Annotated in this window: 19 protein-coding genes; 12 read left to right on the plus strand and 7 right to left on the minus strand. The window is 60.3% G+C overall.

The features are described 5' to 3' along the window. The 4 genes from folE (at position 1) to VLA07_RS03780 (ending at position 1,657) form a co-directional block, all read left to right on the plus strand. Entirely contained in the window at positions 1-561 is a 561-nt protein-coding gene (folE, locus tag VLA07_RS03765) for a GTP cyclohydrolase I FolE (protein WP_333988431.1), read from the plus strand. Next, positions 562-933 carry a dihydroneopterin triphosphate 2'-epimerase gene (gene folX / locus VLA07_RS03770; protein WP_007968040.1) on the plus strand — a complete coding sequence of 124 codons (372 nt, stop codon included), beginning with the start codon at positions 562-564 and terminating at the stop codon, positions 931-933. A 96-nt stretch (positions 934-1,029) separates the two neighbouring features. Further along, positions 1,030-1,326 carry a DUF1244 domain-containing protein gene (locus VLA07_RS03775; protein ID WP_007968038.1) on the plus strand — a complete coding sequence of 99 codons (297 nt, stop codon included), beginning with the start codon at positions 1,030-1,032 and terminating at the stop codon, positions 1,324-1,326. Further along, on the plus strand, positions 1,319-1,657 hold the full coding sequence (locus VLA07_RS03780) for a HopJ type III effector protein (protein ID WP_247267899.1): 339 nt from the start codon (positions 1,319-1,321) through the stop codon (positions 1,655-1,657). The genes VLA07_RS03775 and VLA07_RS03780 overlap by 8 nt, the downstream gene beginning before the upstream one ends. Before the next feature lie 182 nt (positions 1,658-1,839). Here VLA07_RS03780 and trxB read toward each other — a convergent pair whose 3' ends face one another. Then, positions 1,840-2,802, minus strand: a complete 963-nt coding sequence (trxB, locus tag VLA07_RS03785; RefSeq protein WP_003221727.1) for a thioredoxin-disulfide reductase — start codon at positions 2,800-2,802, stop codon at positions 1,840-1,842. A 311-nt stretch (positions 2,803-3,113) separates the two neighbouring features. On the opposite strand from trxB, the gene cysZ reads away from it, so the two are divergent. Beyond that, positions 3,114-3,866 (plus strand): sulfate transporter CysZ, encoded by a 753-nt coding sequence (gene cysZ / locus VLA07_RS03790; protein ID WP_330208004.1) that lies wholly within the window; start codon positions 3,114-3,116, stop codon positions 3,864-3,866. 40 nt (positions 3,867-3,906) lie between these two features. Continuing rightward, positions 3,907-5,106, plus strand: a complete 1,200-nt coding sequence (locus tag VLA07_RS03795) for a glycosyltransferase family 4 protein (protein ID WP_333988432.1) — start codon at positions 3,907-3,909, stop codon at positions 5,104-5,106. Positions 5,107-5,241: 135 nt separating this feature from the next. Here VLA07_RS03795 and VLA07_RS03800 read toward each other — a convergent pair whose 3' ends face one another. The 3 genes from VLA07_RS03800 to VLA07_RS03810 form a co-directional block, all read right to left on the minus strand. Further along, the gene (locus VLA07_RS03800) at positions 5,242-6,345 is read right to left on the minus strand and encodes an NADH:flavin oxidoreductase (RefSeq protein WP_330208006.1); all 1,104 of its coding nucleotides are present in this window, start codon (positions 6,343-6,345) and stop codon (positions 5,242-5,244) included. 141 nt (positions 6,346-6,486) lie between these two features. Then, a complete protein-coding gene (locus tag VLA07_RS03805) occupies positions 6,487-6,969 on the minus strand; it encodes a glutathione peroxidase (protein ID WP_027610864.1) in 483 nt (160 codons plus the stop codon). Positions 6,970-7,091: 122 nt separating this feature from the next. After that, a complete protein-coding gene (locus VLA07_RS03810; protein WP_007968032.1) occupies positions 7,092-7,577 on the minus strand; it encodes an FKBP-type peptidyl-prolyl cis-trans isomerase in 486 nt (161 codons plus the stop codon). Here VLA07_RS03810 and VLA07_RS03815 point away from each other — a divergent pair. Genes VLA07_RS03815 through VLA07_RS03825 form a run of 3 tightly spaced genes read left to right on the plus strand, consistent with a single transcriptional unit; the run spans position 7,546 to position 10,938 of the window. Then, positions 7,546-7,872 (plus strand): DUF3565 domain-containing protein, encoded by a 327-nt coding sequence (locus tag VLA07_RS03815; protein WP_333988433.1) that lies wholly within the window; start codon positions 7,546-7,548, stop codon positions 7,870-7,872. The genes VLA07_RS03810 and VLA07_RS03815 overlap by 32 nt on opposite strands. Positions 7,873-7,932: 60 nt before the next feature. Next, entirely contained in the window at positions 7,933-10,032 is a 2,100-nt protein-coding gene (pta, locus tag VLA07_RS03820; RefSeq protein ID WP_098967230.1) for a phosphate acetyltransferase, read from the plus strand. Beyond that, complete coding sequence (locus VLA07_RS03825) at positions 10,033-10,938, plus strand: acyltransferase (RefSeq protein ID WP_333988434.1); 906 nt, start codon at positions 10,033-10,035, stop codon at positions 10,936-10,938. A gap of 859 nt (positions 10,939-11,797) precedes the next feature. Here VLA07_RS03825 and cysN read toward each other — a convergent pair. The 3 genes from cysN to VLA07_RS03840 form a co-directional block, all read right to left on the minus strand. Continuing rightward, positions 11,798-13,696: a sulfate adenylyltransferase subunit CysN gene (cysN, locus tag VLA07_RS03830; protein ID WP_027610861.1), complete on the minus strand. Its 1,899-nt coding sequence runs from the start codon at positions 13,694-13,696 to the stop codon at positions 11,798-11,800. 9 nt (positions 13,697-13,705) lie between these two features. Then, positions 13,706-14,623: a sulfate adenylyltransferase subunit CysD gene (gene cysD, locus VLA07_RS03835; RefSeq protein WP_003221715.1), complete on the minus strand. Its 918-nt coding sequence runs from the start codon at positions 14,621-14,623 to the stop codon at positions 13,706-13,708. A 256-nt stretch (positions 14,624-14,879) separates the two neighbouring features. Next, positions 14,880-15,638, minus strand: a complete 759-nt coding sequence (locus tag VLA07_RS03840; protein ID WP_027610860.1) for a Nif3-like dinuclear metal center hexameric protein — start codon at positions 15,636-15,638, stop codon at positions 14,880-14,882. 103 nt (positions 15,639-15,741) lie between these two features. On the opposite strand from VLA07_RS03840, the gene algW reads away from it, so the two are divergent. From algW to VLA07_RS03855, 3 genes are all read left to right on the plus strand, one after another. After that, positions 15,742-16,896: a Do family serine endopeptidase AlgW gene (gene algW, locus VLA07_RS03845; protein ID WP_096795365.1), complete on the plus strand. Its 1,155-nt coding sequence runs from the start codon at positions 15,742-15,744 to the stop codon at positions 16,894-16,896. 87 nt (positions 16,897-16,983) lie between these two features. Next, the gene (locus tag VLA07_RS03850) at positions 16,984-19,089 is read left to right on the plus strand and encodes a TonB-dependent siderophore receptor (RefSeq protein ID WP_333988435.1); all 2,106 of its coding nucleotides are present in this window, start codon (positions 16,984-16,986) and stop codon (positions 19,087-19,089) included. Positions 19,090-19,101: 12 nt separating this feature from the next. Then, positions 19,102-19,821 carry a DUF4198 domain-containing protein gene (locus VLA07_RS03855; RefSeq protein ID WP_333988436.1) on the plus strand — a complete coding sequence of 240 codons (720 nt, stop codon included), beginning with the start codon at positions 19,102-19,104 and terminating at the stop codon, positions 19,819-19,821. Positions 19,822-19,849 lie beyond the last annotated feature (28 nt).

A 19,849-nucleotide genomic window follows, 5' to 3' on the forward strand; every position in this document is an offset into this window, starting at 1 on the left:
ATGAGCCGTTCCCTGCCCGAGAATTACCGCGAGATCCTCATCGGCCTCGGCGAAGACCCCGACCGCGAAGGTCTGCTCGATACCCCGGTGCGCGCGGCCAAGGCCATGCAATACCTGTGTCACGGCTACGAGCAGAGTGTGGATCAGATCGTCAACGGCGCGCTGTTTGCCTCCAACAGTGACGAGATGATCATCGTCGCCGACATCGAGCTCTACTCGTTGTGCGAACATCACCTGCTGCCCTTCATCGGCAAGGCCCACGTGGCTTATATTCCGACAGGCAAGGTGCTGGGGCTGTCGAAGATCGCGCGGCTGGTGGACATGTTCGCCCGGCGCCTGCAGATTCAGGAAAACCTCACCCGGCAGATTGCCGATGCGGTGCAACAGGTCACCGATGCCGCCGGCGTCGCGGTGGTCATCGAGGCCCGGCACATGTGCATGATGATGCGCGGTGTCGAGAAACAGAATTCGACCATGAACACCTCGGTCATGCTCGGCGCCTTTCGCGACTCGAGCAACACCCGCCAGGAGTTCCTGCAATTGATTGGACGGAGCAAGTAAATGTCACAACTTCAACCGGGAATGGCGCGCATCCGGGTCAAGGATCTGCGCTTGCGCACCTTTATCGGGATCAACGAGGACGAGATCCTCAACAAGCAGGATGTGCTGATCAACCTGACCATCCTGTACGCAGCGCAGGAAGCGGTGCGCGACAACGACATCGATCACGCGCTGAATTACCGCACCATCACCAAGGCGATCATCGCCCACGTCGAGGGCAATCGTTTTGCGCTGCTCGAACGCCTGACCCAGGAACTGCTGGATCTGGTGATGACTCATGCTGCAGTGCTGTACGCCGAAGTCGAAGTCGACAAGCCGCATGCGCTGCGTTTTGCCGAGTCGGTGTCAATAACGCTTGCAGCGAGCCGCTAGCTTCAAGCTTCAAGCGGCAAGCTGTAAACTTCATATCAACGCCACCCATCTTGCAGCTTGAAGCTCGTCGCTTGAAGCTGTCTCGCAGAGACTCCCATGACCGAGCAACAACGCCTCGAACTCGAAGCCGCCGCTTTCCGCCGGCTGGTCGCCCATCTGGACAGCCGCAAGGACGTGCAGAACATCGACCTGATGAACCTCGCCGGATTCTGCCGCAACTGCCTGTCCAAATGGTACAAGGCTGCCGCCGATGACCGTCAGATCGAGGTCAGCCTCGACGACGCCCGTGAAGTGGTTTACGGCATGCCTTATGCCGAATGGAAAGCCCAATACCAGCAAGAAGCCAGCGCCGAACAACAGGCGGCGTTCGCCAAAGGAAAACCCAATGAGTGATCTGAACACCCTGCGCGCCAGCCTCAAGAGCGGCGAACACCTTTTCGCCGACACCCTGGCTTTCATCGCCGCCGGTTACGACTATCAGCCTCAGGCGTTCAACAACGGTGGCGTGGAAAACGCCGCCGGGCAGAACGAAGGTTCGTGCAAGACCCTGGGTCTGGCGCTACTGGAAGGCTTGAGCGATGAAGAAGCGCTGCTGGCATTCGGCGAGCATTACCGCTCGGTGGTGGCGACGCCTGAAGGCAGCGACCACGGCAATATTCGCGCGCTGATCAAGCACGGTCTGGCGGGTGTGAAGTTCGAAACGCAGCCCCTGACCCGTCGCTGATTTCCATAGCCAACGCCATCCCCTGTGGGAGCGGGCTTGCTCGCGAAGGCGCCGTGCCAGGCGACTTTTCTTTGTCTGACACACCGCTTTCGCGAGCAAGCCCGCTCCCACAGGGTTATGCGATGTAGCGGAAATACGGGCATAAAAAAACCGGCCGAAGCCGGTTTTTTTGTGCCTGCGATTTAGAACGAAGCGTTCTGCAGACCGTCCAGGTAACGCTCGGTGTCCAGTGCTGCCATGCAGCCGGCGCCGGCCGAGGTGATGGCCTGACGGTAAACGTGGTCAGCCACGTCACCGGCAGCAAAGATACCTTCGACGCTGGTGGCAGTGGCGTTGCCGTCACGACCGCCCTGCACCACCAGATAACCGTCTTTCAGGGTCAACTGGCCTTCGAACAGCGAAGTGTTCGGAGTGTGGCCGATCGCGATGAACACGCCGTCGACTTTGATCTCGTCGAAGCTGCCGTCGTTGTTCTTGAGGCGCGCACCGGTCACGCCCATGTTGTCGCCCAGCACTTCGTCGAGGTTGGCGTTCAACTTGAGGATGATCTTGCCTTCGGCCACGCGGGCGTTCAGCTTGTCGATCAGGATCTTCTCGGCGCGGAAGGTTTCGCGACGGTGGATCAGGGTCACGGTGCTGGCGATGTTGGCCAGGTACAGCGCCTCTTCTACAGCGGTGTTGCCGCCGCCGACCACAGCCACTGGCTTGTTGCGGTAGAAGAAACCGTCGCAGGTCGCGCAGGCCGAAACGCCTTTGCCCATGAACGCCTCTTCCGACGGCAGGCCCAAATAACGAGCGCTGGCACCGGTAGCGATGATCAGGGCGTCGCAGGTGTAAGTCGCGCTGTCGCCGGTCAGGGTGTACGGCTTGGCAGCGAAGTCCACGGCGTTGATGTGATCGAAAACGATCTCGGTTTCAAAACGCTCGGCGTGCTCACGCATCCGCTCCATCAGGGCCGGACCGGTCAGGCCGTGCACGTCGCCTGGCCAGTTGTCGACTTCGGTGGTGGTGGTCAGCTGACCGCCGGCCTGCATGCCGGTGATCAGCAGTGGCTTGAGGTTGGCACGGGCGGCGTAGACCGCAGCGCTGTAACCGGCAGGGCCGGAACCGAGAATAATCACTCGCGAATGACGGACTTCAGACATGACCTGCTCCTGTTGACCGGGCCGAAACACTGGCGCGGAACGCCGGACTGCCGGCGGGAATAAAAAAGGACTGTGGATAACCTTGGGGAAGGCATGAGCTCTACAGTCCTGTAAAAAGTTGGGTGCAGCGTATCGAGGGGGGCAAGATTAAGGAAATACGGATTAACAATCCAGCTCATAGGTGGTCTCTATACGCAGACTCCGACCAGATCGACGTCTTTGTTACAGTGAATGTCGATCGCTCTGCCGCGCTTTAGCACCTGTTGCAAAGTCGGTAAGGTCGGCGCGTTTACCCTTGCTCGGAGCACCTTATGCCCGCCCCTGTTCTGTCCGGCCCGCAATACCTGCGCGAAGGCCTCAAACTGGTTCTCAGCCCGGGCCTGCGCCTGTTCGTGTTGCTGCCACTGGCGATCAACCTGGTGCTGTTCGTCGGATTGATCTATCTGGCCGGCCATCAGTTCAGCCTGTGGGTCGACAGCCTGATGCCGTCGCTGCCCGACTGGCTGAGTTTCCTCAGCTACATCCTCTGGCCGCTGTTCGTGGTGCTGGTGGCGTTGATGGTGTTCTTCACCTTCACCATGCTCGCCAACGTGATCGCTGCGCCGTTCAACGGTTTCCTCGCGGAAAAAGTCGAAGTGGTGGTACGCGGCACCGATGATTTCCCGGCCTTCAGCTGGGGCGAACTGATTGCGATGATCCCGCGCACCCTCGCCCGGGAAATGCGCAAACTCGGCTACTTCCTGCCGCGGGCGATCGGCCTGTTCATTCTCTCGTTCATCCCGGTAGTGAACATCGTCGCCGCCCCGCTGTGGCTGCTGTTCGGCGTGTGGATGATGGCGATCCAGTACATTGACTACCCGGCAGACAACCACAAACTGGGCTGGAACGAGATGCTCGCCTGGCTGCGGCAGAAACGCTGGCAGAGCATGAGTTTTGGCGGGATCGTCTATCTGGCGCTGCTGATTCCGGTGGTGAACATTCTGATGATGCCGGCTGCAGTGGCCGGGGCGACGTTGTTCTGGGTGCGTGAACGCGGTGCGGAGAATCTTGTCGCGCAGAGCTGAGCCGGTCACAAATCCATCATCCGAACGTCACAAGCACGACATGGCCTCAGCCGACACTGAGGTCATGACGACAGCTCTCCATATCACCCTGATCAGCGAAACCTTCCCACCGGAAATCAACGGGGTGGCCAATACCCTTGGTCGCTTGTGCGATGGCTTGCGCGCGCGTGGGCATCAGGTGGAACTGGTGCGACCGCGCCAGGCGGGAGATCCGCAGCGCGTCGAGGACGATGCCTTGCTGTTGTGTCGAGGCTGGCCGTTGCCGGGTTATCCCGGTCTGCAATGGGGACAGTCGTCGATGCACAAGCTGCTGCGGCGCTGGAAGCGTCATCGCCCGGACGTTTTGTACATCGCCACCGAAGGCCCGCTCGGTTTGTCGGCGTTGCGTGCGGCGCGACGCCTGGGGATCTCGGTGGTCAGCGGCTTTCACACCAATTTTCAGCAGTACACCAACCAGTACGGACTGAGTTTGCTGACGCGCTTGCTCACCCATTATCTGCGCTGGTTTCACAATCGCTCGGCAATGACCCTGGTGCCGAGCGTCAGTCAGCGCCTGGAACTGGAGCGTCGGCATTTCGACCGCCTCGCCCTGCTCTCTCGCGGCGTGGACAGCCAATTGTTTCACCCGGCCAAGCGCCTGAACGGCTTGCGTGAGCAATGGGGCCTGAGCGAGCAGGACATCGCGGTGATTCACGTCGGCCGGCTGGCCCCGGAAAAGAACCTCGGCCTGCTCAAGCGCTGCTTCGACACCCTGTGCCGCACTTATCCACAGCGCAAGCTGAAGCTGATCGTGGTCGGCGACGGGCCGCAACGGCCTGCGCTGGAAAAGGAGCTGCCCGAGGCGATCTTCTGTGGTTCACAACGCGGCGAAGCGCTGGCGGCGCACTATGCGTCCGGCGATATCTTCCTGTTCCCAAGCATGACCGAAACCTTCGGCAATGTGGTGCTGGAAGCTCTGGCGTCAGGGCTGGGGGTGGTGGCGTACGATCAGGCTGCGGCAGCGCAGCACATTCGCCACGGTTACAACGGCGTGTTGGCGATGCCCGGAGATGAGGATGCGTTCTGCGATGCGGCGGCGTGGTTGCTGGAGGAGGATGAGACCTTGCGTTGCGTGCGCCTGAATGCGCGCCAGCATGCCAGTCGCCAAGGGTGGGCGGCGATCATCGAGCAGTTTGAAAAGCATTTGCGTGGCGCGTGTCTGCGGGAGCAGGTGTTGCCGAATGCGCAGACATTACCTTAGATCTTTGCTGATTTTGAACCTGCCTTCGCGAGCAGGCTCGCTCCCACAAGGGATCTTCAGTGAACACAGATTCTGTGAACCCAGAGAAACCTGTGGGAGCGAGCCTGCTCGCGAAGGGGTCGGTAATGGCGACGCCTAAACCAGGGTCATCAACGCCTCACGGCTGAACGGCAGAATGTCCTGCTCACGCCCTTCACGGACTTTCAGCGCCCAGTCCGGATCCACCAGCAGCGCACGGCCCACTGCCACCAGATCGAACTCGTCGTTATTCAGACGCTCCAGCAGTTTCTCCAGACTTGCCGGTTGCGCGACCTTGTCGGTGTTGACCATGAACTGCAGGAACTCGCCGTCCAGACCGACGCTGCCTACGGTGATGGTCGGTTTGCCGGTCAGCTTGCGCGTCCAGCCGGCGAGGTTCAGCTCGGAACCGTCGAACTCAGGCTCCCAGAAACGCCGCGTCGAGCAGTGGAAAATATCCACGCCGGCATCCGACAAAGGCTTGAGGAATTCGCCCAGCGCCTCCGGGGTCTGCACCAGACGCGCGGTGTAATCCTGCTGCTTCCACTGCGAAAAACGGAAGATGATCGGGAAGCCTTCACCGACTGCCGCACGCACCGCTTGAATCAGCTCGATGGCGAAGCGCGAACGGTTGGCCAGGCTACCGCCGTATTCGTCGGTACGCTGGTTGCTGCCTTCCCAAAAGAACTGGTCGATCAGGTAACCGTGGGCGCCGTGAATTTCCACGCCGTCCATGCCGATGCCTTGCGCATCTTTGGCGGCCTGGGCGAACGCGGCGATCACGTCCTGAATGTCCTGTTTGGTCATGCCGTGCACCACGACCTGACCATCCTTGAGTTTTTCCGTCGGGCCGTAAGCCGGGACGCTGGCGTCCGGCTCGGTGCCGATGCGGCGCACGCTGCCGACATGCCACAGTTGCGGAACAATCTTGCCGCCCTCGGCATGCACCGCGTCGACGACTTTTTTCCAGCCGGCCAGTGGCGCTTCGCCGAAGAACTGCGGCACATTCGGGTAACCGTTGGAAGCCTTGTGACCGACGGTGGTGCCTTCGGTGATGATCAGGCCAACACCGGCCGCAGCGCGGCGACGGTAGTACTCGATCACTTTGGAATTGGGTACGCCACCCGGGGAAAACGAGCGGGTCATCGGCGCCATCACCACGCGGGTCGGCAGTTCGAGGGCACCGAGGTGGAACGGTTTGAACAGGGCTTGCACCGGCATTGGAAGGCTCCACAGGGAATGACTTTATGACGGCGATAATATGAACCGTCAGCGCCTCTGAACAGCACTATTGATCTGAATGATTAAGGGTCAAAAGTCAGGCAAAAAAAATCGCAGCTCGATGGCTGCGATTTTTGTGTTTCAGCCCAGCGCTTTTTCAATCGCGTGGACAATGGTCGGATCATCCGGCGGCGTGCGCGGCGAGAATCGCGCCAATACCCGGCCATCCTTGCCGAGCAGGAATTTCTCGAAGTTCCAGGTGATATCCCCCGGAAACTCCGCCCCCTCGCCCGCCAGCAAGCGGTACAGCTGATGACGATCATGGCCGTTGACTTCAAGCTTGCTCGACAACGGGAACGTCACGCCATAGTTCAGGCTGCAGAACTCCTGGATTTGCTGTTCGGTACCTGGCTCCTGACCGGCAAACTGGTTGCACGGCAGGCCCAGCACACTGAAGCCCTTGCCCTTGAATTGCTGGTAGAGGTTTTCCAGCGCCGCGTACTGTGGGGTCAAGCCGCATTTGGAGGCGACGTTGACCACCAGCACGACTTGGCCTTTGAAAGGCGCCAGCGGTAGCTCCTGACCATCCAGGGCTGTCAACTTAAGGTCGTGAAAAGCACTCATGACGGACTCCAGATTCCCGTGTTCTACTCGAAACAGCCACTTGGCGAGAGCACCAAGGACAGCCGCGGACTAAAAAGGCGCCCGCAGGCGCCTCTCCAGTACTCGAAGCTTAGCGCAGAAAATCAGTGGTGATGGCCACCTTCGCCATGGACGTGGCCATGAGCGACTTCTTCCTGGCTGGCGTCACGGATAGCAACGACCTTCACTTTGAAGTTCAGGCGCTGACCGGCCAGTGGGTGGTTGCCGTCGACGGTGACGTCGTCGCCGTCCAGGTCACGGATGGTCACGATCTGCATCTGGCCGTCCGGCGCCGAAGCGTGGAACTGCATGCCGACTTCCAGCTCGTCAACGCCTTCGAACATGCTGCGGCTCAGGGTGCTGACCAGTTCGGCAGCATATTCGCCGTAAGCGTCTTCCGGCTCAACGGACACTTCCAGCTCATCACCAACAGCTTTGCCTTCCAGAGCTTTTTCCAGGCCCGGGATGATGTTGCCTGCGCCTTGCAGGTAGACCAGCGGAGCGCCGCCGGCGGAGCTGTCGATGACCTCACCAGCGTCGTTGGTCAGGGTATAGTCGATGGAGACAGCCTTATTGGCGGCGATCAGCATGGGGCGAGACCTTTTGCATAAGAATATAGAAAGGCCAAGTTTAGCGAAGCAATCGCGCGAAAGCGAACACAACCCGGACAAACGGGATTCGACAATCGCCGGCTTCCATCAGGATGAAGACGGTCACTGGGTGGCCGAGCTTTCCTGTGGCCACACCCAGCACCTGCGTCACCAGCCGCCGTGGCAATCGCGGCCATGGGTCCTGGACCCGGCGCAACGTATTGAAAAAATAGGCCAACCCTTTGCCTGCGGTTGGTGCGCACAAGGCTCGGTTAGCGATAACCTTGGCGACTGAATTGCGGTAGGCGGTCACGTATAGATCGCCACCATTGCCATGCACCTTTAGAGAATCCGCATGCAAACTTTTTTTATCGCGCCCACCGATTTTGGCGTGGGTCTGACCTCCATCAGCCTCGGGCTGGTGCGTACCCTGGAGCGGGCCGGATTGAAAGTCGGCTTCTTCAAACCGATTGCCCAGCCGCATCCGGGCGACACTGGCCCGGAGCGCTCCACCGAACTGGTGGCGCGCACCCACGGCCTGAAACCGCCGCAGCCACTGGGCCTGGCCCATGTCGAGCGGATGCTCGGCGACGGTCAGCTTGACGAGTTGCTCGAAGAAATCATCGCCTTGTATCAGCAAGCTGCCATCGGCAAAGACGTGCTGGTGGTCGAAGGCATGGTGCCGACCCGTAGCGCCAGCTACGCCGCGCGGGTCAATTTGCACCTGGCGAAAAGCCTGGATGCCGAGGTGATTCTGGTCTCGGCCCCGGAAAACGAAGTGCTCGCCGAACTTTCCGGTCGCGTGGAATTGCAGGCGCAATTGTTCGGCGGCCCGAAAGATCCAAAAGTCCTCGGCGTAATCCTCAACAAGGTCAAGACCGAGGAGAGCATGGATGCCTTCGCCACACGATTGAAGGAGCATTCGCCGTTGTTGCGCAGCGGTGATTTCCGCCTGCTCGGCTGCATTCCGTTTCAACCCGAACTCAATGCACCGCGTACCCGCGACGTCGCCGACCTGATGGGCGCGCAGGTGCTGAACGCCGGCGATTACGAAACCCGGCGCATGACCAAAATCATCATCTGCGCACGGACCATGCGCAACACTGTGGAGCTGCTCAAGCCCGGCGTACTGGTGGTGACCCCGGGTGATCGCGACGACATCATCCTCGCGGTCAGCCTCGCGGCACTCAATGGCGTACCGCTGGCCGGGCTGTTGCTGACCAGCGACACCCTGCCCGATCCACGCATCATGGATTTGTGCCGAGGCGCGTTGCAGGCTGGCCTGCCGGTGTTGTCGGTGAGCACCGGCTCCTACGACACCGCCAACCTGCTCAATGGCCTGAACAAGGAAATCCCCATCGATGACCGCGAACGTGCGGAGATCATCACTGACTTCGTCGCCAGCCATCTCGACGCCAAATGGCTGCATCAACGCTGCGGCACACCACGGGAAATGCGTCTGTCGCCAGCGGTATTCCGCTACCAACTGATTCAACGGGCGCAGTCGGCGAACAAACGCATCGTGCTGCCCGAAGGCAGCGAGCCGCTCACCGTGCAAGCGGCGGCGATCTGCCAGGAGCGCGGCATCGCCCGTTGCGTGCTGCTGGCCAAACCCGAAGACGTCGAAGCCGTGGCCCGTGCGCAAGGTATCGAGTTGCCGCCGGGGCTGGAGATCCTCGATCCGGACTTGATCCGCGAGCGCTACATCGAGCCGATGGTCGCCCTGCGCAAAAGCAAAAGCCTCAACGCGCCGATGGCCGAACAGCAACTGGAAGACACCGTGGTGATCGGCACCATGATGCTCGCGCTGGATGAGGTCGACGGCCTGGTCTCGGGCGTGATCAACACCACCGCCAACACCATCCGCCCGGCCCTGCAACTGATCAAGACCGCACCGGGCTGTACGCTGGTGTCGTCGGTGTTTTTCATGCTGTTCCCCGAAGAAGTGCTGGTCTACGGCGACTGCGTGATGAACCCGCACCCGAGCGCCGCCGAACTGGCGGAGATCGCCCTGCAAAGCGCTGATTCCGCAGCAGCATTCGGCATCACCCCGCGCGTGGCGATGATCAGTTACTCCAGCGGCGAATCCGCCAGCGGTGAAGAAGTCGAGAAAGTCCGCGAAGCCACCCTGCTCGCCCACGAGCAACAGCACTCGCTGCTGATCGACGGCCCGCTGCAATACGACGCCGCTGCCAACGCAGACGTCGCCCGGCAACTGGCGCCGAACAGCCAGGTGGCCGGGCGCGCCACGGTATTCGTGTTCCCCGACCTGAACACCGGCAACACCACCCACAAAGCCGTGCAGCGCAGCGCCGACTGCGTCAGCCTCGGCCCGATGCTGCAAGGCCTGCGCAAACCGGTGAACGATCTGCCGCGCGGCGCGCAGGTCGACGATATCGTCTACACCATCGCCCTGACCGCGATTCAAGCCGCCAACCGACCTATGGATGTGTAAATGCTGGACTTCCTGCCCGCCCCGATTCGCGGCGTGATCGCCGCGCTGCTGTTGGCGCTCAATACGATTCTGCTGTGCTCGTTCCTGTTCTGCGTGGCGCTGATCAAAGTGCTGCCCTTCGACCTCGCCCGCCGCGCCTCACTGTGGCTGATGAGCCACACCCACGAAGCCTGGATCAGCAACAACAAAGGCTGGATGAACCTGGTGCGCCGCACCCGCTGGCACATCAGCGGCCTGCAAGGTCTGGACTACCAACACTCATACCTGATCACCAGCAACCACCAGAGTTGGGTCGACATCCTGGTGCTGCAATACGTGCTCAACCGCCGCATCCAGCCGCTGAAATTCTTCCTCAAGCAGGAGCTGATCTGGGTTCCGGTGATCGGTCTGGCCTGGTGGGCGCTGGGCTTCCCGTTCATGAAGCGCTACTCCAAGGCCTATCTGGAAAAGCACCCGGAGAAGAAAGGCAAAGACCTGGAAACCACGCGCAAGACCTGCGCGAAATTCCGCAACAACCCGGTGGGGATTTTCAACTTCGTCGAAGGCACACGCTTCACCGAAGGCAAACATGTGCAGCAGCAATCGCCGTTCAAATACCTGCTCAAACCCAAGGCGGGTGGCATCGCCTTTGTGCTCGATGCGATGGGTGAGCAGTTGGAGTCGATCGTCAACGTGACCATTCACTATCCAGGAGGGCGTCCGGGTTTCTGGGATCTGCTGTGCGGCAACGTACGCGACGTGGTGGTGCACTTTGAAGAACTGAAAATCCCGCCGGCCTTCATCGGCAAGAACTACGACCAGGACGGCGAATATCGCCTGCAATTCCAGGGCTGGATCAACCAGCTGTGGCAGGACAAGGATGCGCTGCTGGAGCAGATGCACCGCGAATTCCCAGACAAACGCTAATCCCCTGTAGGAGCGAGCCTGCTCGCGATAGCGGTGGAACAGCCACTCCCAATGTTGAACGACATACCGCTATCGCGAGCAGGCTCACTCCCACAGTTGGATGGAGTGCATTCAGTTAGAGCTTGGTCGGCTGTGAGGCCGCCTTCGCGAGCAAGCCCGCTCCCACAGTTTGCACACGGTGTATTCAGGTAGAGATTAGTCGGCTGTCAGACCACCTTCGCTGGCAAGCCAGGCTCCCACAGTTTGAACCTGGTGTATTCAGGTAGAAATTGGTCGGCTGTCAGGCCGCCTTCGCGAGCAAGCCCGCTCCCACAGTTTGAAACCGGTGTATTCAGGTAGAGATTGGTCGGCTGTCAGGCCGCCATCGCTGGCAAGCCAACTCCCACAGGAAAAGCTAAAGCCAGGCGCACGCTTTTCAACACTCAAATGGCCGAGTGTCAGCTCGCCGAAAGCTTTTGATCTTGATCCACGGGCGACGTCGGAAGGCTGAGCGTAGGGATTGATCCGGGGGTGGGAGCGCAGCGACCGTTTGGCGAAGCCAAACACAGCGAGAGGAGGTGCAGCGAAGCAAACCGTAGGCGCTGCGCCCGGATCAATCCCGCAGCGAAGGGACCCCGAGCCCCAGCGAGCGGGCCGAACGCAGGAGCAAGCCTTTTTGGTTACTTTTTAGGCGTTTGTAAAAAGTGACCCGCCGTAAGGGCGGAACCGCAATCAGCAACACCCGAAGAAACGGATATTCACACAACCCACCCAAAGCATGGTCGGCCCAAAGGCCGCCATCGCCGAAAACCAAATCGCCTCCAATAAAAAAGCCCGCCGATGATCACTCATCCGCGGGCCTTTCATTTCCGGCTAAAGCTTAAATCGCGCCACGCTTGCGCAGCAGATCCAGCACCTGCTTGACGCTCTCTTCCAACGACAGCGACTGCGTGTCGATCACCAGATCAGCATTCAGCGGCACGTCATACGGGAACGACTCACCCGGAATATTATCGCCACCCGCAGCATACAAGCCCTGCGGATCACGCTCGGCACATACCGCCGGCGAAGCCTGCACATAAACCGTGAGCAGACGCTCCTTGCCGATCAGATCCTTGGCCTGCTCGCGACCTTCGGCGCTCGGCGCCACAAACGCCGCCAGAGTCAACAGACCCGCCTCGTTGAACTGACGCGCCACATGCGCAGCACGCCGCCAGTTCTCGGTACGACCGGCACGATCCTGCGGCAGCCCTTTGTTCAGGTCGTGACGCAGATTCTGACCATCGAGCACAAACACCGCACGGCCCATGTCGAACAGCTTGCGCTCGACCGCGTAGGCCAGCGTGCTCTTGCCCGCGCCCGACAGGCCGCTGAACAGCACGGTCGCTGGCTGCTGACCGAAACGCTGGGAACGTTCCTCAGTGGCAACGTGAGCCAGTTTGCCGTGGTGCGAGGCAGTCCCATGAGCCACTGGCTGAGCGACGATCATGCCGGCGCCGACGGTGCCGTTGGTCAAACGGTCGATGACGATGAACGCGCCGGTGGTGCGGTTGCTGTCGTAACCGTCGAGGGCGATCGGCGCGTCGAGCGCGATCTTCACCTTGCCGATTTCGTTGAGCTGCAACGCGCTCGCCGGGCCTTCTTCGAGGGTGTTCACGTCGACCTTGTTGACGATGCTGGCAATCGAGCCCGGCACGTAACTGGTGGCGCGCTTGATGTCGTATTTCTTGCCCGGCAGCATCGGCTCTTCAGCCATCCACACCAGCATCGCTTCGAAGCTGTCGGTGACCGGCGGCACGTTGTCGGCATGCACCAGCAGGTCGCCACGGGAGATGTCGATTTCGTCTTCCATGGTCAGCGTCACCGCTTGACCCGGGCCGGCCTGCTCCAGCTCACCTTCGAAGGTGACGATGGATTTGACGCGGCTGCTCTTGCCCGACGGCAGAACCACCACTTCGTCGCCCTTGTGCACGATGCCGCTGGCGAGGGTGCCAGCGAAACCGCGGAAGTTCAGGTTCGGACGGTTGACGTACTGCACCGGGAAACGCAAATCGGTGAAGTTGCGGTCGCCCGCCACTTCCACGGTCTCGAGGATTTCCATCAGCGACTGGCCTTTGTACCAAGGCGAGCGCTCGGACTTGTTCACCACGTTGTCGCCCTTGAGGGCAGACATCGGCACGAAGTGCATGCTGGTCGGCTTCATCTTCAAGCCTTCGGCGAACTTCAGGTAGTCGGCCTTGATCGACTCGAACACGCCTTCATCGAAGTCTTTCAGGTCCATCTTGTTGATGGCGACGACGATGTGCTTGATGCCCAGCAACGAGGCGATGAAGCTGTGGCGGCGGGTCTGGGTCTGCACGCCGTAACGGGCGTCGACCAGGATGATCGCCAGGTCACAGGTGGAGGCACCGGTGGCCATGTTGCGGGTGTACTGCTCATGGCCAGGGGTGTCGGCAATGATGAATTTGCGTTTGGCGGTGGAGAAATAGCGGTAGGCGACATCGATGGTAATGCCCTGCTCACGCTCAGCCTGCAGGCCATCGACCAGCAACGCCAGGTCGATGTCGTCACCGGTGGTGCCGACTTTCTTCGAATCGCGAGTGATCGCTTCCAGGTGATCTTCGTAGATCATCTTGGAGTCGTGCAGCAGGCGCCCGATCAGGGTGCTCTTGCCGTCATCGACGTTACCGCAGGTCAAAAAGCGCAGCAGCTCTTTACGTTCGTGCTGGCCCAGGTAGGCGAGGATGTCCTCGCTGATCAAATCAGATGCGTGCGACATGACAACCCCTTAGAAATAACCCTGACGTTTCTTGTCTTCCATCGAGCCTGCGCCATCGTGGTCGATGACCCGGCCCTGGCGCTCGGAAGTTCGCGTCAGGAGCATTTCCTGAATGATGTCCGTGAGGGTTTCAGCCTCGGACTCCACCGCGCCCGTCAACGGGTAGCAGCCAAGGGTACGGAAACGCACTTTCTTTTTGACGATGCGTGCCTTGTCCTCGTCAGACAGGTGTTCGAGGATACGGTCGTCGTCGATCATGATCAGCGTGCCGTTCTTCTCGATCACTTCGCGCTCGGCGGCGAAGTACAGCGGCACGATCGGGATGCCTTCGAGGTAGATGTACTGCCAGATGTCCAGTTCGGTCCAGTTCGACAACGGGAACACCCGAATGGATTCGCCCTTGTTGACCTTGCCGTTGTAGACGTTCCACAGCTCAGGGCGCTGGTTTTTCGGGTCCCAGCGGTGCTTGCTGTCGCGGAACGAGTACACGCGCTCTTTGGCACGGGATTTCTCTTCATCGCGACGGGCGCCGCCGAACGCGGCGTCGAAACCATGCTTGTCGAGCGCCTGTTTCAGGCCCTCGGTCTTCATGATGTCGGTGTGTTTGGCGCTGCCGTGGGTGAACGGGTTGATGTTCTGCGCCACGCCATCGGGGTTGATGTGGGTGATCAGGTCCAGGCCCAGCTCTTCGACCATCTTGTCGCGGAACTTGTACATCTCCTGGAATTTCCAGCGAGTGTCGACGTGCATCACCGGAAACGGCAGTTTGCCCGGGAAGAACGCCTTGCGCGCCAGATGCAGCATCACGGCGGAGTCTTTACCGATGGAGTACAGCATCACCGGGTTGTCGAACTCGGCGGCCACCTCGCGGATGATGTGGATGCTTTCCGCCTCCAGCTGTTTCAGATGCGTCAGTTTGTCGACCATGGCTACTCACGAAAGCTTTCTTATGAACGGCCAGCGGGCCGTGTTCGAGCGGGGAATCCTAGCACAGCGACCTCTTCTAATCAGGACGCCTACTAGATCGAAAGGGCATATGAATATGCCTGCCGGTTCGGCCGGGCAATGCTGTTCCTGTGGGAGCGGGCTTGCTCGCGAAAGCGGTGTGTCATCCAACATCGCCGCTGATTGAACCACCGCATTCGCGAGCAAGCCCGCTCCCACACTGAAATAAGGTTTAGCCTTAGATCGGGTTCGGACAATCGATGAAGATGTGTTCGAGGGCGAAGCGCTTCGCCAGATAGTCACCCAACGCCTGCACGCCATAGCGCTCGGTAGCATGGTGGCCGGCGGCGATGAAGCTGATGTCGTTTTCCCGCGCGCTGTGGAAGGTCTGCTCGGAGGCTTCACCACTGAGGAACAGATCGACACCCGCCGCCACGCCCTGATCGATATAGCCCTGCCCGCCACCGGTGCACCAGCCGACCCGACGAATCATCCCACTGCCCTCGACCAGCAGCGGCTCGCGGCCCATGACGTCTTTAACCTTGCGGGCGAAATCCCTTGGGGTCATTGGCTCGCTCAACGACCCGACCAGTCCGACAATTTTGAGGTTGTCCGGATCCAGTGGCCCTTCAACGGTAATGTCCAGCTGACGCGCCAGTTGCACGTTGTTGCCGACCTCCGGATGCAGATCCAGCGGCAAGTGATAGGCGAGCAGACTGATGTCGTGCTTGAGCAAAGTCTTCAAGCGCCGCTGCTTCATGCCGGTGATGCACGGGTTCTCGCCTTTCCAGAAATAACCGTGATGCACCAGCACCAGATCCGCCTCGGCCTCCACCGCCGCGTCAAGCAAGGCCTGACTGGCGGTGACGCCACTGACGATGCGCATCACCTGTGGACGGCCTTCGACCTGCAGGCCGTTGGGGCAATAATCGGCGATTTTCGCACTGCCGAGGTAACGATCGGCTTCTTCGACGAGGGTGCTGAGGGCGACGGCCATGAAAGACTCCTGAAAATCCCGTTCAGAGGCGCGCGCGGCCTCGTATAATGCGCGACATTATGGGCGGTCTGACCCCGCCTGCAACTTTTCCAGGACGTGCTTAATGCTCAAGGCGCTGCGTTTTTTCGGCTGGCCGCTGTTGGCCGGTGTGCTTATCGCTCTGTTGATTATTCAGCGTTACCCGCAGTGGGTCGGGCTGCCGAGCCTCGATGTCAACCTGCAACAGGCTCCGCAGACCACCAGCGTGCAGCAGGGGCCGGTGTCCTATGCCGACGCAGTGACCATCGCCGCACCCTCGGTAGTCAACCTTTACACCACCAAGGTCATCAACAAACCGGCGCACCCGCTGTTTGAAGACCCGCAGTTCCGGCGTTTTTTCGGTGACAACTCGCCGAAGCAGAAACGCATGGAATCGAGCCTCGGTTCCGGGGTGATCATGAGCCCGGAAGGCTACATTCTGACCAACAACCACGTGACCACCGGCGCCGACCAGATCGTGGTGGCACTCAAGGACGGTCGCGAAACCCTCGCCCGGGTGATCGGCAGCGATCCGGAAACCGACCTCGCGGTGCTGAAGATCGACCTGAAAAACCTGCCGGCGATCACCGTCGGCCGCTCCGACAGCATCCGCATCGGCGATGTCGCGCTGGCCATCGGCAACCCGTTCGGCGTCGGCCAGACCGTGACCATGGGCATCATCAGTGCCACCGGGCGTAACCAGTTGGGCCTGAACAACTACGAAGACTTCATCCAGACCGACGCGGCGATCAACCCGGGCAACTCCGGCGGCGCGCTGGTCGATGCCAACGGCAACCTCACCGGCATCAATACGGCGATCTTCTCCAAGTCCGGCGGCTCGCAGGGCATCGGTTTTGCGATCCCGGTGAAACTGGCGATGGAAGTAATGAAATCGATCATCGAGCACGGTCAGGTGATTCGTGGCTGGCTCGGTATTGAAGTGCAACCGCTGACCCAGGAACTGGCCGAGTCGTTTGGCCTGTCCGGGCGTCCGGGGATTGTCGTGGCGGGGATCTTCCGCGATGGCCCGGCACAGAAGGCCGGCCTGCAACTGGGTGACGTGATTCTAAGTATCGACGGCGAACCGGCCGGTGATGGCCGCAAGTCCATGAACCAGGTGGCGCGGATCAAGCCGACTGACAAAGTGACCATTCAGGTCATGCGCAACGGCAAAGAACTGAAGCTCACCGCTGAAATCGGCCTGCGTCCGCCGCCTGCACCGGTGAAAGAAGAAGAGTAAAACTTTATTCGCGCCGAGTGCGCGAATGAAAGACACTCTCAACAGGCATGTTATATTGTTTCAATTTAACGATTGGAACAACATAACATGTCGTCTCGAAAAAAGGCTTCGCTGCTTGGCCTGACCCTGGGCCTGCTGGGCGATCCGGTCTTCGCCGAAGATCCGCAACCCCTCGAACTCGACGCCATCAGCGTCACTTCCGATTATGAATCCCCCAGCGGGCCGGTCAGCGGCTACCGCGCGACGCGCTCCGCCAGTGCAACCAAAACCGACACCGCCATCCGCGACATTCCCCAAGCGATCAGCGTGGTGCCGGCCAGCGTGCTCAAGGATCTGGGCAGCCACAATGTCGAACGCGCACTGGAATTTGCCGGCGGCGTGTCGAAGCAGAACAATTTTGGCGGCCTGACGCTGTACGAATACAGCGTACGCGGCTTCATCACCTCGGAGTTCTACAAGGACGGTTTCAGCGCCAATCGCGGCTACCCGAGCACGCCGGACGCGGCCAATGTGGAGCGCATCGAAGTCCTCAAAGGACCGGCCGCGAGCCTGTATGGCCGTGGCGATCCTGGCGGCACGGTGAACATCGTCACCAAAAAGCCGCAGCCCGAAGCGTTCACCACCCTGCAGACCAGCGCTGGCAGTTGGGATCGTTATCGCACGGCTCTGGACGTCAACACGCAGCTCGACGAGCAGGGGGACGTGCTCTCGCGAATCAACCTTGCGGTCGAAGACAACCACAGCTTCCGTGATCACGTCGACAGCCAGCGGGTCTTCGTCGCACCTTCGATCAGTTGGCAACTGAGCCCGGACACTTCGTTGTTGGTGGAAAGCGAAATCGTCCGGCACAACTCCACGTTCGACCGAGGAATCGTCGCACCGAACAACAAATGGAGCGGCGTTTCGCGCTCGACCTTCCTCGGTGAACCGAACGACGGCAACATCGACAACCACAACAACCTGCTCCAGGCCACCCTCGAACATCACCTCAACGACAGCTGGAAACTGCGTCTGGCCAGCCACTACAAGGAAGGCAAACTGTGGGGCGACGCGTCTGAAAGTCGTGCGCTGAACGCCGATGGTCACACGGTCAACCGACGTTACCGCGAACGGGACACTAACTGGCACGACAGCATCACCCAATTGGAGCTGCGCGGTCTGTTCGACCTCGGCCCATGGCAGCACGAACTGCTGATCGGCACCGAGTACGAGAACTACCGCAAGAACGAACGCGTCACTACCATCGCCGGCGGTCCCTACGCCATCGACATCTACAAGCCGATCTACGGCCAACCGAAACCCAACGGCCCACGCTCGGGTACTGACTTCTTCGAACACGTCGAAAGCCACGCACTGAACCTGCAGGATCAAATCATCTTCACCGACAAACTGCGCGGGATGATCGGCGCACGCTTCGAACACTTTGATCAACGCATCGACGATCACACCCGCGATGCCAAAAGCCAGCAGACTCACGACGCCCTCACCCAACGCGCCGGCCTGCTCTATCAGTTGACGCCGAACACCGGCCTGTTCGCCAACACCTCGACCTCGTTCAAACCGAATAACGGCCTCGACGCCTCCGGCAAATCCTTCGATCCCGAAGAAGGTGTCGGCTACGAAATCGGGATCAAGAACGAACTGTTCGACGAGCGCCTGAGCAGCACCCTCGCCTTCTTCCACATCGACAAGGAAAACGTCCTCGCCCTCGATCCGAACACCGATACCAGCCGTGCAATGGGCAAGGCGCGCAGTCGCGGTTTCGACTGGCAAGTGACCGGGCAAGTGACCGATGCCGTGCGGGTGATGGGTGCCTTCGCTTACATCGACGCTGAAGTGACCAAGGGCGACGCGGCAATCCCGACCGGCAGCCGCATCCTCGGCGTGGCCAAGCGCAGTGGCAGCCTGCTCGGTGTGTACGAATTTCAGGACGGCCATTTGCGCGGCTCGGACGTCGGCGCGGCGTTCACCTATGTCGGCGATCGCTCCGGTGAAGCCGGCGGTGATTTTGAAATGCCGGCCTATCACACCGTCGATCTGCTGGCCCATTACAAGGCCAGCGACAACGTCACGGTTGGCCTGAACCTGAACAACCTCTTCGACGAAAAATACTACGAGCGCTCCTACAGCAACTACTGGGTCAACCCCGGCGAGCCGCGCAATTTCACCGTCAGCCTGACACTCAACCTGTAAAAGGACGTCACCATGCAATACGGCAAAACCCTACTGATCATCGCCGCCCTGTTCGCCACTCAGGCCTCGGCCCACGGCCTGTGGACCGAACAACGGCGCGGCAACATCGAAGTGATCTACGGCCACGGCGCCGAGGACAATGCCTTCAAGGCGCAGAAAATCAGCGGCACCTGGGCCTATGACACAAGCGGCAAAATGATCCCGGTGAGTGTCGAACGCCTGCCCGATCACGCGCTCCTGAAGCCGCTAAAAACACCGGCGGTCATGGCCGTCGCACTGAACAACGGCATGTGGTCGCAAACCGCCGACAGAAAATGGATCAACGAAGGCCGCAGCAAAGTGCCGGGTGCTGTCGAAGCCACCGAGACGCTCAAGTACAGCCTGGCGATTTATCAACCGGGAGCAAAGTTGCCCAGGCTTGAGCAGATCAAGTTGCTGATTTTGCCGGAGGTCGACCCGCTGACCGTCGGCCCGGGCAAATCACTGCCGGTACGGGTGCTGCTCGATGGCAAACCGGCAGCGGGCGTGAAGCTGATTGGCGACTATCGCAATGCACCGAACACCCTGAACACTGAAACGGACAAGGACGGTCGTGCGCAAGTGCTGGTGCGTAATGAAGGGTTGAATGTGATTGCGGCGCAGGTGGAAGTGCCGGTGAAGGACAGCGCGGATGTGAACAGTCGCGGGCTGTTCAGTTCGCTGACGTTCCTTGGCGAACCGCATCACGAATAACCAACACAAAACCAATGTGGGAGCGAGC

Source organism: Pseudomonas sp. S3(2024), from assembly GCF_036861315.1.
Taxonomy (GTDB): Bacteria; Pseudomonadota; Gammaproteobacteria; order Pseudomonadales; family Pseudomonadaceae; genus Aquipseudomonas; species Aquipseudomonas putida_A.

Excerpts from the sequence above, each read along its gene's own strand:
- VLA07_RS03815 (WP_333988433.1), top strand. The coding sequence starts at position 7,546 with ATGGAGACAGCCTTATTGGCGGCGATCAGCATGGGGCGAGACCTTTTG.
- VLA07_RS03800 (WP_330208006.1), bottom strand. The coding sequence starts at position 6,345 with ATGCCGGTGCAAGCCCTGTTCAAACCGTTCCACCTCGGTGCCCTCGAA.
- folE (WP_333988431.1), top strand. The coding sequence starts at position 1 with ATGAGCCGTTCCCTGCCCGAGAATTACCGCGAGATCCTCATCGGCCTC.
- cysD (WP_003221715.1), bottom strand. The coding sequence starts at position 14,623 with ATGGTCGACAAACTGACGCATCTGAAACAGCTGGAGGCGGAAAGCATC.
- VLA07_RS03810 (WP_007968032.1), bottom strand. The coding sequence starts at position 7,577 with ATGCTGATCGCCGCCAATAAGGCTGTCTCCATCGACTATACCCTGACC.
- trxB (WP_003221727.1), bottom strand. The coding sequence starts at position 2,802 with ATGTCTGAAGTCCGTCATTCGCGAGTGATTATTCTCGGTTCCGGCCCT.
- VLA07_RS03775 (WP_007968038.1), top strand. The coding sequence starts at position 1,030 with ATGACCGAGCAACAACGCCTCGAACTCGAAGCCGCCGCTTTCCGCCGG.
- VLA07_RS03780 (WP_247267899.1), top strand. The coding sequence starts at position 1,319 with ATGAGTGATCTGAACACCCTGCGCGCCAGCCTCAAGAGCGGCGAACAC.
- VLA07_RS03805 (WP_027610864.1), bottom strand. The coding sequence starts at position 6,969 with ATGAGTGCTTTTCACGACCTTAAGTTGACAGCCCTGGATGGTCAGGAG.
- folX (WP_007968040.1), top strand. The coding sequence starts at position 562 with ATGTCACAACTTCAACCGGGAATGGCGCGCATCCGGGTCAAGGATCTG.
- VLA07_RS03855 (WP_333988436.1), top strand. The coding sequence starts at position 19,102 with ATGCAATACGGCAAAACCCTACTGATCATCGCCGCCCTGTTCGCCACT.
- VLA07_RS03840 (WP_027610860.1), bottom strand. The coding sequence starts at position 15,638 with ATGGCCGTCGCCCTCAGCACCCTCGTCGAAGAAGCCGATCGTTACCTC.
- cysZ (WP_330208004.1), top strand. The coding sequence starts at position 3,114 with ATGCCCGCCCCTGTTCTGTCCGGCCCGCAATACCTGCGCGAAGGCCTC.
- VLA07_RS03795 (WP_333988432.1), top strand. The coding sequence starts at position 3,907 with ATGGCCTCAGCCGACACTGAGGTCATGACGACAGCTCTCCATATCACC.
- VLA07_RS03850 (WP_333988435.1), top strand. The coding sequence starts at position 16,984 with ATGTCGTCTCGAAAAAAGGCTTCGCTGCTTGGCCTGACCCTGGGCCTG.
- cysN (WP_027610861.1), bottom strand. The coding sequence starts at position 13,696 with ATGTCGCACGCATCTGATTTGATCAGCGAGGACATCCTCGCCTACCTG.
- algW (WP_096795365.1), top strand. The coding sequence starts at position 15,742 with ATGCTCAAGGCGCTGCGTTTTTTCGGCTGGCCGCTGTTGGCCGGTGTG.
- pta (WP_098967230.1), top strand. The coding sequence starts at position 7,933 with ATGCAAACTTTTTTTATCGCGCCCACCGATTTTGGCGTGGGTCTGACC.
- VLA07_RS03825 (WP_333988434.1), top strand. The coding sequence starts at position 10,033 with ATGCTGGACTTCCTGCCCGCCCCGATTCGCGGCGTGATCGCCGCGCTG.